General features: G+C 70.0%; 14 protein-coding genes. 5 read left to right on the forward strand and 9 right to left on the reverse strand.

Annotated features, from left to right (window positions below):
• Window positions 1–687: 687 nt before the first annotated feature.
• The 3 genes from JMJ56_RS20460 to JMJ56_RS20470 all read left to right on the forward strand — a co-directional run bounded on the left by JMJ56_RS20460 (window position 688) and on the right by JMJ56_RS20470 (window position 3,520).
• Window positions 688–1,674: a TIGR03885 family FMN-dependent LLM class oxidoreductase gene (locus JMJ56_RS20460; protein WP_202833626.1), complete on the forward strand. Its 987-nt coding sequence runs from the start codon at window positions 688–690 to the stop codon at window positions 1,672–1,674.
• On the forward strand, window positions 1,671–2,552 hold the full coding sequence (locus tag JMJ56_RS20465; RefSeq protein ID WP_202833627.1) for an SMP-30/gluconolactonase/LRE family protein: 882 nt from the start codon (window positions 1,671–1,673) through the stop codon (window positions 2,550–2,552). Before JMJ56_RS20460 ends, JMJ56_RS20465 begins: the two co-directional genes overlap by 4 nt.
• 167 nt (window positions 2,553–2,719) lie before the next feature.
• The gene (locus JMJ56_RS20470) at window positions 2,720–3,520 is read left to right on the forward strand and encodes an LOG family protein (protein WP_202833628.1); all 801 of its coding nucleotides are present in this window, start codon (window positions 2,720–2,722) and stop codon (window positions 3,518–3,520) included.
• 682 nt (window positions 3,521–4,202) lie between these two features.
• Here the strand turns inward: JMJ56_RS20470 and JMJ56_RS20475 are convergent.
• Window positions 4,203–5,204: a polyprenyl synthetase family protein gene (locus JMJ56_RS20475; protein WP_202833629.1), complete on the reverse strand. Its 1,002-nt coding sequence runs from the start codon at window positions 5,202–5,204 to the stop codon at window positions 4,203–4,205.
• Window positions 5,205–5,418: 214 nt separating this feature from the next.
• On the opposite strand from JMJ56_RS20475, the gene JMJ56_RS20480 reads away from it, so the two are divergent.
• A complete protein-coding gene (locus JMJ56_RS20480) occupies window positions 5,419–5,631 on the forward strand; it encodes a putative signal transducing protein (RefSeq protein ID WP_202833630.1) in 213 nt (70 codons plus the stop codon).
• Window positions 5,628–6,371: a tRNA1(Val) (adenine(37)-N6)-methyltransferase gene (locus JMJ56_RS20485; protein WP_202833631.1), complete on the forward strand. Its 744-nt coding sequence runs from the start codon at window positions 5,628–5,630 to the stop codon at window positions 6,369–6,371. Before JMJ56_RS20480 ends, JMJ56_RS20485 begins: the two co-directional genes overlap by 4 nt.
• Here JMJ56_RS20485 and JMJ56_RS20490 read toward each other — a convergent pair.
• From JMJ56_RS20490 to JMJ56_RS20525, 8 genes are all read right to left on the reverse strand, one after another.
• Window positions 6,364–6,645 carry a hypothetical protein gene (locus tag JMJ56_RS20490; RefSeq protein ID WP_043337613.1) on the reverse strand — a complete coding sequence of 94 codons (282 nt, stop codon included), beginning with the start codon at window positions 6,643–6,645 and terminating at the stop codon, window positions 6,364–6,366. The genes JMJ56_RS20485 and JMJ56_RS20490 overlap by 8 nt on opposite strands.
• Window positions 6,646–6,728: 83 nt before the next feature.
• Complete coding sequence (locus JMJ56_RS20495; protein WP_202833632.1) at window positions 6,729–7,412, reverse strand: SCO family protein; 684 nt, start codon at window positions 7,410–7,412, stop codon at window positions 6,729–6,731.
• 41 nt (window positions 7,413–7,453) lie between these two features.
• Window positions 7,454–8,335, reverse strand: coding sequence for an aldolase (locus JMJ56_RS20500; RefSeq protein WP_202833633.1), 882 nt, complete (start codon window positions 8,333–8,335; stop codon window positions 7,454–7,456).
• A 37-nt stretch (window positions 8,336–8,372) separates the two neighbouring features.
• Window positions 8,373–9,311 (reverse strand): PfkB family carbohydrate kinase, encoded by a 939-nt coding sequence (locus JMJ56_RS20505; protein ID WP_202833634.1) that lies wholly within the window; start codon window positions 9,309–9,311, stop codon window positions 8,373–8,375.
• Window positions 9,308–10,276 (reverse strand): alcohol dehydrogenase catalytic domain-containing protein, encoded by a 969-nt coding sequence (locus JMJ56_RS20510; protein ID WP_202833635.1) that lies wholly within the window; start codon window positions 10,274–10,276, stop codon window positions 9,308–9,310. Before JMJ56_RS20510 ends, JMJ56_RS20505 begins: the two co-directional genes overlap by 4 nt.
• Window positions 10,273–11,088, reverse strand: coding sequence for a carbohydrate ABC transporter permease (locus JMJ56_RS34005; RefSeq protein ID WP_202833636.1), 816 nt, complete (start codon window positions 11,086–11,088; stop codon window positions 10,273–10,275). The genes JMJ56_RS20510 and JMJ56_RS34005 overlap by 4 nt, the downstream gene beginning before the upstream one ends.
• Window positions 11,082–11,960 (reverse strand): carbohydrate ABC transporter permease, encoded by an 879-nt coding sequence (locus tag JMJ56_RS20520; RefSeq protein WP_236038108.1) that lies wholly within the window; start codon window positions 11,958–11,960, stop codon window positions 11,082–11,084. Before JMJ56_RS20520 ends, JMJ56_RS34005 begins: the two co-directional genes overlap by 7 nt.
• Window positions 11,935–13,230 carry an ABC transporter substrate-binding protein gene (locus JMJ56_RS20525; RefSeq protein ID WP_202833637.1) on the reverse strand — a complete coding sequence of 432 codons (1,296 nt, stop codon included), beginning with the start codon at window positions 13,228–13,230 and terminating at the stop codon, window positions 11,935–11,937. The genes JMJ56_RS20520 and JMJ56_RS20525 overlap by 26 nt, the downstream gene beginning before the upstream one ends.
• Window positions 13,231–13,302: the final 72 nt, after the last annotated feature.

Raw genomic sequence — 13,302 nt, forward strand, 5'->3', positions numbered from 1 at the left:
TTGTTTGCGAGCGTGGCCCGTCACCTATCACGGGCATCCCCCCGAGACGTCAGACTCTGCCAGAGCACACCAGTTGCAGCCCGGGGGTCCCTTGGGCGCCGTCGGCTTGCCGTCGCCGGGAGGTTGGTGGATGCCTGGCGAAGGCGGCTCGTGCGGGTCGCTACGCTACGGTGGCCATGTCGCTCGTGGATGTCCACGCCGCCATTGCACGCGACCTGCGGTTCGGCACTCGCTGACGGAGCCGTGGTCACGGCGGAGTTGCAATGCAGGGCGGCCGGCCTTGCCGCTTCAGCAGCAGCCGCTTGGTGGCCTGCCTGTCGCGGCATCGCCGCACGAGCACGTCCGGTACCGGCCCGCTCTGGTCGACGGCGTGCCCGAGCTAATGCTGGCGCCAGCGCTCGTCGCTGTGACCTCGTCGAGGTGCTGCATTGGGACAAGGCCGTGGCTGAGTGGAAAAGATCGGCGGCAAGGTTCGTGGCTCACTGACTCAGGCCCCAGCTGAAATCCTTGCCCCGTTCCGGATATGCATGAAGGTTGTGGCTCGCAACTCAAGACTGCGGCCGATTTGCCAATGCAATGGCCGGCACACTCACCTAATCCCCACCGCTCAGCGGAACAACTGCGCCGGTCACGCAACCGGACGAAGATTCGCAAGTTCCAGGCGACCTCAGCAGAGGCATCCGGATCATGGCGCTCCCGCCCCGCATTGGCTTTCATGCCTCGCATGAGCAGTTCCCTCCGTCCGAGCTCCTGGCCTTGGCGCGCGCCGCCGAGCAGGCGGGTTTCGACTGCGCGATGTCCTCCGACCATTTCAAGCCCTGGGGCATGGCGCAGGGCCATTCGGGCTTTGCCTGGTCGTGGCTGGGTGCCGCGATGGCAACAACCCGGTTGCCTTTCGGCGTCATCTCCGCGCCGGGCTATCGCTATCACCCTGCCATCCTCGCCCAGGGTGCAGCGACATTGGCCGAGATGTTCCCCGGCCGCTTCTGGTTCGCCCTGGGTAGCGGCCAGCGGTTGAACGAGGACATCACCGGTCTGGCTTGGCAGGAGAAGTCCGAGCGCAACGCCCGCCTGCGCGAATGCGCCGAGGTAATCCGGTCCCTGTTGGCCGGTGAGGAGGTGACGCATCATGGTCGCGTCACGGTGGTCGATGCGAAGCTCTACAGCCGCCCCACCCAGCCGCCGGCCTTGCTCGGCGCGGCGGTGACCGAGGCAACGGCAGAGGCCGTGGGCGCCTGGGCAGACGGATTGCTGACGGTGTCGGCATCTCCAGACCAGTTGCGGAAAATGATCCAGGCTTTCCGCCGGGGCGGCGGCACGGGGAAACGGCTGGTTGTCCAGGTCACGCTGAACTGGGCGCGAACCGAGGAGGAGGCGCTGACCGGGGCGCACGAGCAGTGGCGCACCAATGTGCTGGGCGGCGACGTGAACTGGGAGCTGCGCAAGCCCCAGGATTTCGACACCGCCACACGCTTCGTCGGGCCGGAGGACATGCGGGAGTCCGTCTGGATCTCCTCTGATCTGGATTGGCATGCGGCCCGGATCGCGGAGCTCGCCGAACTTGGCTTCGACGAAATCCAGCTTCACCAGGTGGGCCGCAACCAGCGGGCATTCATCGATGCCTTCGGAGAGCGGGTGCTGCCTGCGCTGCGCCGTCGAGAGGAGCCGAGATGACCGGTAGGGGCCCGGTTCTGGGGCAGGCGCGTCTCGTCTGGGCGGCCGGTGCCCGCCTCGGGGAAGGCGCAGTCTGGGACGACCGGGGCGGCCGGCTCTGGTGGGTGGATATAAAGGGCTGCAGCCTGCATGGGATGGATGAGGCTGGCGGTGACCGAAGATCGTGGCAGCTGCCGCAAGAGCCAGGGTGCCTGGCACTCACCGAGAATCCCGCCAGGATCATCATCGGCCTGAGGACTGGGGTCTTTTCCTTCGAGCCGGAGGCGGGGCAGCTTGAATTCGTCGTTGCGCCGAAGGGGCTGTTGGCGGACCACCACCTCAACGATGGAAAAGTGGACCCGTCCGGCCGCTTCTGGTTCGGCACCATGCAGGTTGACCAGCACCCGGCGGAGGGCGCCCTCCATATCCTGGATGGCCCCGGGCAGGTGACAGGTTTCGCCGGGACTTACACGGTTCCCAATGGCCCAGCTTTCTCTCCGGACGGCCACGTCATGTACTGCGCCGACAGCCCGATCCGAATTGTCTACTCCTACGATTTGCGCCGCGAAATTTCCGAGAAGCGCATGTTTGTCCGCTTCGGCGACGACGATGGCTGTCCCGACGGCCTGGCGGTAGACGCCGAGGGATGTCTTTGGGTTGCGCATTGGGGTGGCGGCTGCATCTCCCGCTTCTCCGCTGATGGGCAGCTGCGGGGAAGGATCGAACTGCCGACGGAGAACGTCACAAGTTGTGCCTTCGGTGGTGTCGACATGCGGACGCTGTTCATCACCACTGCCGGCGGGCCGGACGGCGCCGGAACGGGGATTGCAGGCGGCGTTTTCGCAGCCCGGACTGAGGTGGCTGGGCTGCCCTCGGGACGAGCACGATTGATGGAATAGTTCGAAAGCCGGGTGCTCGGCTCTTCTGCCGCGCTCGGCGGCCCGATGAAGACAACTCTCACCCTCGCCGGACCAGATCCGCAGCACCTCATCTATCGTCATAGGCTTGGGCCGCTCTTTGTGCCGGCATCGGCCAATTCGAGTGACTGCCCCGGCAAGGAGCACACATGACCGACACCTCCTCCACATCCAGGCCAAACGTTGCCCAACTTGCCTCCCACTCCTATCGGTTGGCGGTGCGTGATTCTGATTTCCTGTTGGGACCGTCGATGCGAGGAGTTCGTTTCCTGTTGGAATTCGCCAAGGCGGACGAGGTGCTCCGTGCCTGGCAGGTGCGTTCCACCATCGTGGTATTTGGCAGCGCGCGCGTGAGCCAGGGCGGCCCTGGCCGGCATTCCTTTTGGTACGACCAAGCGCGGGCCTTTGGCCGCATTGCTTCGGAGCGCGGAGGAGCCTTCCGGGACGGAGAGGGCGTCCGGGACAATGTCATTGCCACCGGTGGCGGGCCGGGGATCATGGAGGCGGCCAACCGGGGAGCACAGGACACAGGGGCACCGTCGATTGGTTTCAACATCGTGCTGCCGCACGAGCAGGAGCCAAATGCCTATTCGACCCCGGAGCTGACATTCCTTTTCCATTATTTCGCCATGCGTAAGATGCACCTGGCGATGAGGGCCAACGCGTTGGTCGTGTTCCCGGGCGGCTTCGGAACCCTGGATGAAATGTTTGAGCTGCTAACTCTTCGCCAGACCAACAAGGCGCCGGAAGTTCCCATCGTGCTGGTAGACGAGGGCTATTGGCGCTCGGTCATCAACCTCGACGCACTGCTTGAGGCAGGGATGATCGGGCCTGCCGATCTTGGGCTGTTCCGCTTTGCCGAGGACGCTGAGACCGCCTGGGCGTGCCTTGTCGAGCAAGGGTTGGAGCCAGTGTCGGCACCGCTCAGTGCCAAGCCCAAGGAGATCTGAGCTACCTAGATCCAAGCGTACAGCCCCAGCGGCCACTTGGGCGAACACCCGCGCCTGCAATATCGGCAAGCAGCCACCTATGACGCCAAGTAAAGGCCAGCGCGGCAGCCCGCTTGGGCCGCTGGAGAGCGACCAGCCACCCGGGCGGCAAGCCCACCTCCCAATCCCGACTGCGCCCTGACGCGCCACTCCGATGCCTACGAATGCCACGGGCTTACAATGCGCAGGCTGTCGCCTGCGCCGAGGACTTGCAGCTGGCCCTCGCCAACCCGCCGATGCACAAGCCTCGCCGCAACCATGACCGGCATTGAGCTAGGCATCGGCCTGCCACAGACCGTCCTCGCCGACACCAACTCCGCCTTCGCCTTCGCCTTCCAGGCTTTGGGGATCGAGGCGCCCGTCACCATCGGCCAGTCCCAGGCACACCACGCTTACGACGTCCGGCCGCCACCCCCAACCCAAGATGCCAAGCGGCATCACCGAGCCCTGGCACCTCACCATGCTGGCCAAGCCGCAAACCCAAGGCGCCAGAGACCGCTACATCCGCCGAAAGTAGACCGCCGAGCCGGTCTTCGGCTGCAACTGCCGCAGGTTGCACCGCCGGCGGCTCGTCGCCTGATCCTCAACCCAACTTACCCACCACCAGCAAACCCAACGGCCTGCTAGACCGGAAGCCCGCTGTTCACCGTGCGCGAGCGATGCAGAAGGCGACGATGCCGGCCAACGCGCGGCGCACCGGGCTATCGGCGAAGCTCTCCAGCGCCTCAAGCGCCGCATCGCCATAGGCCTGGGCGCGGGCAACGGTGTCCCGCAGCGCCCCGTGCCGCTGAATGAGGGATTGAGCACGGGCAAGATCCTCCGGCCCCTGCTCCTTCTCCTCCAGCGTGCGGCGCCAGAACTCGCGCTCCGCCGCGTCGCCGCGCTCGAAGGCCAGCAGCACCGGCAGGGTGATCTTGCCCTCGCGGAAATCGTCGCCCACCGTCTTGCCGAGCCGCTCCTGCTCGGCGGCATAGTCGAGCGCATCGTCGACGAGCTGGAAGGCGATGCCGAGGTTGCGGCCATAGGCCTCGAGCGCCGCCTCCTCCGCCTCCGACCGCTCGGCGACGACGGCGCCGATGCGCGTCGCGGCGGCGAAGAGGGCTGCGGTCTTGCCCTCGACCACTTCGAGGTACTGCGCCTCGGTCGTCGTCGTGTCGTTCTGGGTGACAAGTTGCAGCACCTCGCCCTCGGCGATGGTGGCGGCGGCCTCGGAGAGAATGGCGAGCACCTTGAGGCTGCCGTCCGTGACCATCAGCTGAAAGGCGCGGGCGAAGAGGAAGTCGCCGACGAGCACGCTCGGCTTGTTGCCGAACAGCGCATTGGCGCTGGCCTGTCCGCGGCGGAGCGAGCTTTCGTCCACCACGTCGTCATGCAACAGCGTCGCGGTGTGGATGAACTCGACGCAGGCAGCCAGCGCCACATGCCTCTCGCCGCGGTAGCCGCAGAGCTGGGCGGCGGCAAGCGTCAGCAGCGGCCGCAGCCGCTTGCCGCCGGCGGCGACGATATGTGCTGCGAGCTGCGGGATGAGCGCGACCGGGCTGTGCATGCGTTGCACGATCAGCCGGTTGCAGGCTTCGAGATCGGCCTGGACCAGCGTTGTGAGCGCGGTCAGCGCGTCCTCGGCGCCTTCATCGCTCGCCGGCATGGTCACAGAGGAATCGTCCGGCACAGCACGCGCAACCGCTGCCACTTCGCTTGAATCCTGGCTCCGGGTGGGCAGGGCCTCTCGGCGGAATCGCCTGGACGGCCCGTTTCGCCCGCCAATACAAAGGCCGTGGCGGGGCCGCCGCGGCGGCCGGCACCATAGCCATGCCGGCAGATGGCGGCAAGCGCAGGGAAAACAAGGATTTGACGGCAATATGCGGCTGATCGCACAGGGCGTGGACCCGGTTCGCCTCAGTTTCCTCATGGCCCTGCTGCGGGATGCCGGCATCGGCTGCGTGCTGCTCGACCAGCATATCAGCGCGGTCGAGGGCGGCATCGGCGCCTTCCCCCGGCGGATCGCTGTCGCCGAGGAGGATTGGGAGCACGCCCGCCGCGTCCTGCAGGAGGCGGGCGAGGAGGCAGGGTGAGCGAGGACTGCACGGAGGACCTGCTGCTCGGCGGGCGCGTCCGTCTGCACCAGCCGCGGCGGGGGCTGCGGGCTGGGCTGGATGCGGTGCTGCTCGCCGCCGGCATCCCGGCCCGGCCCGGCCAGGTGGTGCTGGAGGCCGGCTGCGGCAGCGGGGCCGCCTTCCTCTGCCTCGCCGCGCGGGTGCCGGGGCTCCGCATCATCGCCCTGGAGCGGGATGCCGGGCTGGCGGCGCTGGCGCGGGAGAATGCCGCCGCCGCCGGCCTCGCCGCCGAGGTGATCGAGGGCGATGTGCGCGACCGGGCGCTGGCCCGGCGGCTGCCGCCCTGCGACCATGCCTTCGCCAACCCGCCCTTCTGGCCGGGCGGCACCCCGCCGCCGGAGCCGGGCCGCGAGTCGATGACCCACGCGGCAGGGCCAGGGGCGGCGGGGCTAGGCGACTGGGCATGCTTCCTGGCGGCGCCGCTCGCGCGGCGGGGAACGCTCAGCCTCATCCTGCCGGCGGCGCGGCTCGATGCCGGCATGGCGGCGCTGGCCGGGGCGGGCTGCGCCGGGACGCTGCTGCTGCCCTTCTGGCCCCGCGCCGGCGTCGCCGCCAGGCGGGTGCTGCTTCAGGCCAGGCGAGAGGGGCGCGGGCCGGCGCGCATCGCCCCGGGCCTCGTGCTGCACGGGCCGGGCGAGGGCTTCACCCCGGCGGCGGAGGCGGTGCTGCGCGACGCAGCCGCCCTCGATTTCAGCTGATGTTGGTGTCCGGGTGGCGGAGGTGCCACAGCCGCTCATGCGCCGCGACCAGGCTTTCCATGTTGCGGCGCCGGTTGGTGTCGGGCGAGACGGGGCGGCGGGTCAGCATCATCTCAAGAATGCGGAGAAGCTGCTCCGCCACCTCGTAGTCACCCTGGTCGCAGGCGTGGTGGAAAGCGATCAGGATCTTGTCGGACAGCCGTCGGCTGTGCCGCGGTGCGGCGCCCCGGCCTGCCTCCCTCGTGCCGTCCTGATCCGAATCGTCATCCGCCATGCGTCGTCTCCGCTCGCGGCCGGCGGACCGGCTGCAAAGAACAGGTTAACAAATTTTCCCGGGCTCGGGAATCGTGCTTTGGCTCATCCGGTGGGGCGGCCGATCTGCGCGGCGATGGCGGCGGCGATGGTCTCCGGGCTTTGCTCCGGGCGGAACAGGCTGCGGACCTTGGTATCAGGACCAACCAGGTAGATGAAGCTCGAATGGTCCATCAGGTAGTCGGTCATCTCCGGCCGCTGGACCTTGCTGTAGTAGACGCGGAAGCGCCGCGCCGCCTCCGCCACCTGTTCCGGCGTGCCGGTCAGCCCCTGCATCCGCGGATGGAAGCGGCCCACATAGTCGGTCAGGTGCTCCGGCGTGTCGCGCTGCGGGTCGACGGTGATGAAGACCGGCACGACTTTCGCCCCGGCCGGGCCGAGCTGGTCGAGCGCGGCCGCCATGGTGCCGAGCTCCGTCGGGCAGATATCCGGGCAGAAGCTGTAGCCGAAGTAGATCAGCATCCAGCCGCCGGCATAGTCGCGCTCGGTGACCGGCTTGCCGGACTGGTCGGTCAGGCTGAAAGGACCACCGAGGGCAAGGCCCGCCGGCAGCTGCACCCCGCCGGAAGAGACCGGCCCCGCCTCGCCGCCGCCGGAAGCGCCGCCGAGCAACGCGATGAAGGCCTCGCCCACGCCCTGCCCCGGCGCCCGGCTGACCCAGGCATAGGCCCAGGCACCGCCAAGCAGCAGGATCAGGCCGAGGACGATGAGGCGGATGGCACGCAGCATGCGTCTCCATAACCCTCGCCCTGCGGCGCCGCCAGGGGGGTTCAGCCCCCGACGGCGCGGTCCACCACCTCGGCCAGGCGTTGCAGCCGCGGCACCGCCTCCTGCTGCAGGGCGGCGTCGAGATCCGGCCGGCCGATGACCATGCGCCACACCGCCCGCCCGGCGAGGAAGCCCACGGCCCCTTCGCGGCAGGCCCAGTCCACCGCCTGCGGAAAGGCATCCGGCTCAACGCCGGAGGAGAGCACCACCCAGGGACCCTGCACCGTCCGCGTCAGCTCGGCGCAGGCCCGCCGCACCTCCGCCTCGCCACCCTTGCCGAAGAGCGGCATCTCCGCCTTGTAGATATCGGCGCCGCGCCCGCCGAGCTCGCGCGCCGCGGGCAGGATGCCCTCGGCGGTGTTCCAGGGCTGCCCGTCCCGGCGCCTGCGGCAGACCGGCTCGACGATGCTGGCCAGCCCCGCGGCCCGGCACCGGGCGACGAAATCGTCCACCAGCGCGACGCGCGGCTCCGGCGGCTCGTCCGGCCGCCAGATGACCAGCAGCTTCATGGCGACGGCGCCCTCCGCCCGCACCTTGGCGGGCACCACCGCCTCGTCGATGCGCGCCTCGGCCACCAGCTCGCCCGGCCCGGAGATCAGCGTGTCGCCCGCGGCGATGAGCGCGCAGCCGGGCGCCACCGCCCGCTCCGCGACCGCCCGGTCCCAGGCGAGCTCGCGGTCGAGCAGCGCCGCCGAGGCATGCGGCGTCAGCGCCCGCAAGGCGGCCATCTTGAAGTCGGACATCTGCCGGTCCGTCACCGGCCCGTCCTGGAACTCCGCCATCATGGCGCGCAGGCCCTCGCGCTGGTCTACCGCCAGCATGGCGAAGGCGCCGGAAGGCCGGGCGAGAGCGCTGATATCCGCTTTCTGGGTGCTGTTGTTCATTATGCTCTCCTGCTGCAACCGACGACCCGCAACGGGGTCAAGCCCATCCTTCGGCGAGCCGCACCTCGACCGCCGCGCGGTCCGGCATCCCGAGCCAGCCCCGGCCCCGCTCCGCCTTCAGCGCCGCCACCGCCGTGGCGAAGCGCGCCGCCCCCGGCGCATCGCGCCCCTCGGCCAGGGCGAGCGCATAGGCGCCATGGAAAACATCCCCGCAGCCCGTGGTGTCGCGGGCGGCGATGCGCGGCGCGGCAAGCGGCACCGCGCCGCCCTCCCGCCACCACAGGCTGCCCCGCGCCCCGAGCGTGACGCCGAGCCCGCCCGCCGGTCCGAGCGCCGGCATCCCGCCGAGCCGTCCCGCCGCCGCGGCAAGGCCCGCCGCGGGCTCCTCGATGCCGGTGAACTCCACCAGTCCACGCTGGGAGAAGACCAAATGATCGGTGAGCGGCGCGAGGTCGGCGATGGTGCCCGCCGCCGCCACATCGGCATCGAGCACCCGCGGCAGCCCCCGCGGGCCGGCCAGGCGGAACAGCCGCTCCGCCCCGGCCGGCCAGCGCGGATCGGCCAGCACTGCCCCTGCCCCGTCCAGCCGCCCCTTAGCCAGCGCCGAGGCCCCAGGCAGGCCGTCGCCGGGGAAGACGGCGAGCACCCGCTCGCCCTCCGCATCCACCAGCACGCCGGAGACGGCCGAGCGCCCGCCGGGCGCCGGCACCACATCCACAACCTCCACGCCGCAGCGCGCCAGCAGACCGAGCAGCGTTGCCCCGGGCCCGTCGGCACCGAGCCGGCCATGCCACAGCGCCATGCCGCCGAGCGCCGCGATGGCGACGGCGGCCGTCGCCGCCATGCCGCCCCCGGTCTCGCGGAAGCCATGGGCGATGAATTTGCCCGGCCCCGGCGGCAGCGCCGGCAGCTCCCACACCTGGTCCAGCACGGCGATCCCGACGCAGACCACGCGTCCGGTCAGGCCCGGCGTCATGCCGTGGGCACCAGCACCGGCTTCAGCCGCTCGCCACGGGCGAAGGCGGCGAAAAGCCCCTCCAGCCCGTCGAGCCCGGCCCGGTCATCCACCAGCCGCTCATACTCCGCCCGGTCGGCCCGCAGCAGCTCCAGATTCGCCGCGAAATCCCCGATCGGGAAATAGAAGGAGCGAAGGAGGAAGAAGTCCTTCAGCCGGATGGAGCGCGTCTCGGTGATCGACCAGGCATCGGACTCGCCGAGCTGGAGGATGACGCCCTCAACGCCAACCGCCTCCAGCGCCACCTGCCGCGCCGCATCCTTGCCCGTCGCCTCGACGACCAGGGCGAAGCGCCCCGCCGCCGCCGCCTCGGCCGTGATCGCCCCCGCCCCCAGGCTCACCGCGAAGCCCGCCCGGTAAGCCGCCGGATCGACGACCGAGATCGGCCCGAACCCCATCCGCCGCAGCACCAGGATGGCGCCGAGCCCGATCGGCCCGGCCCCGAGCACCAGCGCCGGCCCGCCCTCCACCACCCGCCGCGCCAGCCTGAGGCCATGCGCCGTGGTGCCGATGGTATCGAGCAGCAGCGGCGCCAGGTGGTCCGGCACGTCGTCCGGCAGCGGCAGCAGGCAGCGCTCGGGCACCGCCACCGCCTCGGCATAGCCGCCCGGCCGCTGCCAGCCGACCAGCTCCCGGCTGTTCCGGCAGAGATGCGTCCGCCCGCCCGCGCAGGCCTCGCAATGGCCGCAGAAGACGGGGATGTAGACCGCCACCCGCTGCCCGTGCCGCGCATGCCCCGGCTGATCCACCCGCCCGGCGATCTCATGCCCCGGGGTGAGGGGCCAACCCTTGCGCAGGGGCCTGAGGTCGCTGCCGCAGAGCGCGCAGGCCGCGACCCGCACCGTCACCTCACCCCCGGCCGGGGCAGGCTCCGCGGCCCGCTCCACCGTGATCCGGCCCTCGCCGTGGAACTGCGCCGCCCTCATCCCTTCACCGCTCCCGCCGCGAGGCCGCCCACCAGGCGGCGCTGGATCAACAAAGTCAGGATCAGGGGCGGGGCCGCGATCACCACGGCGGCCGCCATCAGCGCGCCCCAGTTGGTCACGCCCTCGCCCACGAAATTGAAGCTCGCCACGATCGCCGTCTTGCTCTCCATGCCGGAGAGGACCAGGGCGAAGAGAAAGTAGTTCCACGAGAAGACGAAGGCGAGGATCGCCGCCACCACGACACCCGGCACCACCACCGGCAGCACCACCCGCAGCAGCACCTGATGCGCCCGCGCGCCGTCGATCTGCGCGCTCTCCACGAGCTCCCGCGGCACCGCCTCGAGATAGGGCAGCAGCACCCAGATGGCGATCGGCAGGGTGATGACGGCATGGGTGAGGATGAGCACCGTCCGCGTCCCCGTCAGCCCCACCGCGGTGAACATCACCAGCCAGGGCAGCAGGAAGAGCGTGCCCGGCGCCATGCGGGCGAAGAGGGTCGCCGTCGCCGGCCAGGTCATCCGGTGCCAAGCCATGGCGAAGGCCGCCGGCACGCCGAGCAGGAGGCCGAGCACCGTCGAGCCGCCCGCCACGACGAAGCTGTTCCAGCTGTAGTCGAGGAAGTCGCTGCGCCCGAACAGCTCGGCGAAATTCTCGAGCGTCGGCGTGAAGAAGAGGCGCGGCGGCAGCGCCGCCACCTCCGTCCGCGTCTTGAAGGCGCTGAGCAGAACCCAGGCCACCGGCGCCACCAGCACCAGCAGCACCGCGCCGAGTGCAGCGATATCCGCCGCCCGGCCGAGGCGCCGCCCTACCACGTCACCGCCCGCCGCAGCCGCGCGAAGACCAGCACCGAGCCGAAGACCAGGGCCGAGAGCGTCACCATGATCGCGCTGGCATAGCCGATGTCGAAGAACTCGAAGCCCCGGCGATAGGCGAGGATGTTGAGCGTGGTGCTCGCCGTCCCCGGCCCGCCCTGCGTCGTGATGTAGATCACGTCGAAGAAGCGCAGCAGGTCGACGCTGCGGAGCACCGCCGCCGTCACCAGCGTCGGCCCGAGCAGAGGCAGCGTCAGCCGGCGGAAGCGCTGCCAGCCCCGCGCCCCGTCCACCTCCGCCGCCTCGAAGACCTCGCCGGGCAGCGAGAGGTAGCCACCCATGACGATCAGCGCGACGAAGGGCGTCCATTGCCAGGTGTCGATCGCGGCGACGGTCAGGATCACCGTGTCCGGGTCCGACAGCCAGAGCCGCGGCGGCAGGCCGAGCTGCGCCAGGATCCAGTTGGCGATGCCGAAGGAGGGGTCGAGGATCACGATCGCCATCATTCCGATCACCACCGGCGGCAGCATGAAGGGCGAGACGAGGATGGTTCGGATCAGCCCCCGCGCCCGCCGCGTCCGCGCCAGCAGCAGGCCGAGCCAGGTGCCGATGACGAGCTGCGCGACCAGCGAGATGGCATAGAGCCAGAGCGTCAGCCGCAGCCCGTTCCAGAAATCCGGGTCGGCCGCGAGGCGCGCGTAATTGGCGCCGCCGTTCAGCCGCGGCGGCTGGCCCAGCGCCACCTCGCAGAGCGACAGCCACACCGCATAGCCGAAGGGAAAGACGATCATCACCCCGGCGAAAAGCAGCGCCGGCGCCACCATCCAGCGATAGGAGGTGCCGCTTCTACTGGAGTTTCGCAAGCTCTTCATCTGCCATACGGGCCGCCTCGGCCGGTGTCGCGCGGCCGAGGACCACCTGCTGCACTGCATCGCCGATCTTCTCGCGCGCCTCGGGGATGCGGTCGGTCGGCGGCTGGAAGACGCCGCTGCCCTCGCGGCCGAGCTGCACCAGCGCCTCGGCCCAGGCGCGACGGATGGGCAGTTCCGCCGTCCAGGCATCGAAGGCCGGCCCCTTGAAGACGGAGGCACGCGGCGGCGCGACGCCGGCCGAGACCAGCTTCGCCTGCGTCTCCTTCGAGGTCGCCCATTGCAGGAAGGTCCAGGCTGCCGCCTGCTTGCGCGAATGCGCGGAGATGGCGATGCCCCAGCCGATTGCCGCCGGCTTCGAGATGCCGCTCTCTTTCCCCGGTGGCAGGATCTTCACGCCGAGGTCGTTCGCCCGGTTCGGGAAGCGCATGATGTTGGCGAACTCGTTGCTGCTCTCATGCACCATGGCGACGCGGCCGGCGCCGAGCAGCTCGATCACCTGGGTGAAGGTGTGGTTCAGCGCGCCGGGCGGGCCGTATTCCTTCAGAAGGTTCGCATACATCTCGATCGCCTTGACGCTGCCCGGCTGCGACATGCCCGGCTTGCCGTCCGGCGTCGCCACCGAGCCGCCGAGATTGTTGACGAAGCCGACGAAGGCATAGGGGATCGCCGTGCGCAGCCCACGCGCCGCCCAGGGGATGATGCCCGGCTCGCGCGCCTTGATGACGGCGGCCGCCGCCGGGATGTCCTCGAGCGTGCGCGGCTCCGGGATGCCGAGCCGCTCAAACACGTCCCGGCGCCAGTAGAAGAGCGGCCCCTCCTGGTTGATCGGCACCGCGACCACCTGCCGGTCGAAGACATTCGCCCCCTGGATAGAGGGGGCGAAGTCCGTCGCCTCGTAGTCGGGCGCCGTGAGCGCAGGGTCCGCCAGCAGCGGCGCGAGGTCGGCATACCAACCCGCCTTGCGGAAGACCGGCCCCTCGCGGCTGGCCAGCGTCATGAACACGTCGAGCTCAGCCGAGCGCCCCTGCATGAAGGTCGTCAGCCGGGCGCGGAATTGCTCCTCGTTGAAGATCTCGATGCGGGTGCGGATGCCGGTGCGCGCGGTGAACTCGCCGGCCATGTCCCGCATCGCCTGCGACCAGGGATGGTTGTTGAACATCAGGGTGATGGTCTGGCCGTCCTGCCGGCGCCAGTCGAAGCCGCCCGATTGGGCGAAGGCGGGCGCCGCCGCGAGCGACAGGGCGCCACCGATGAGCTCGCGCCGCTTCATGGCCTTCCTCCCAACCGTCTTTCTTGTGCCGGCGAGTGAAGCCGATCTATGTTCGCTTCCGCAAGCGGATTT

The sequence above is a fragment of the Belnapia arida genome, from assembly GCF_016773205.1.
GTDB lineage: Bacteria > Pseudomonadota > Alphaproteobacteria > Acetobacterales > Acetobacteraceae > Belnapia > Belnapia arida.

What these genes read in the sequence shown, in the direction of transcription:
- JMJ56_RS20460 (WP_202833626.1), top strand. Translation starts at nt 688, where the DNA reads ATGGCGCTCCCGCCCCGCATTGGCTTTCATGCCTCGCATGAGCAGTTC.
- JMJ56_RS20465 (WP_202833627.1), top strand. Translation starts at nt 1,671, where the DNA reads ATGACCGGTAGGGGCCCGGTTCTGGGGCAGGCGCGTCTCGTCTGGGCG.
- JMJ56_RS20470 (WP_202833628.1), top strand. Translation starts at nt 2,720, where the DNA reads ATGACCGACACCTCCTCCACATCCAGGCCAAACGTTGCCCAACTTGCC.
- JMJ56_RS20475 (WP_202833629.1), bottom strand. Translation starts at nt 5,204, where the DNA reads ATGCCGGCGAGCGATGAAGGCGCCGAGGACGCGCTGACCGCGCTCACA.
- JMJ56_RS20480 (WP_202833630.1), top strand. Translation starts at nt 5,419, where the DNA reads ATGCGGCTGATCGCACAGGGCGTGGACCCGGTTCGCCTCAGTTTCCTC.
- JMJ56_RS20490 (WP_043337613.1), bottom strand. Translation starts at nt 6,645, where the DNA reads ATGGCGGATGACGATTCGGATCAGGACGGCACGAGGGAGGCAGGCCGG.
- JMJ56_RS20495 (WP_202833632.1), bottom strand. Translation starts at nt 7,412, where the DNA reads ATGCTGCGTGCCATCCGCCTCATCGTCCTCGGCCTGATCCTGCTGCTT.
- JMJ56_RS20500 (WP_202833633.1), bottom strand. Translation starts at nt 8,335, where the DNA reads ATGAACAACAGCACCCAGAAAGCGGATATCAGCGCTCTCGCCCGGCCT.
- JMJ56_RS20505 (WP_202833634.1), bottom strand. Translation starts at nt 9,311, where the DNA reads ATGACGCCGGGCCTGACCGGACGCGTGGTCTGCGTCGGGATCGCCGTG.
- JMJ56_RS20510 (WP_202833635.1), bottom strand. Translation starts at nt 10,276, where the DNA reads ATGAGGGCGGCGCAGTTCCACGGCGAGGGCCGGATCACGGTGGAGCGG.
- JMJ56_RS20520 (WP_236038108.1), bottom strand. Translation starts at nt 11,960, where the DNA reads ATGAAGAGCTTGCGAAACTCCAGTAGAAGCGGCACCTCCTATCGCTGG.
- JMJ56_RS20525 (WP_202833637.1), bottom strand. Translation starts at nt 13,230, where the DNA reads ATGAAGCGGCGCGAGCTCATCGGTGGCGCCCTGTCGCTCGCGGCGGCG.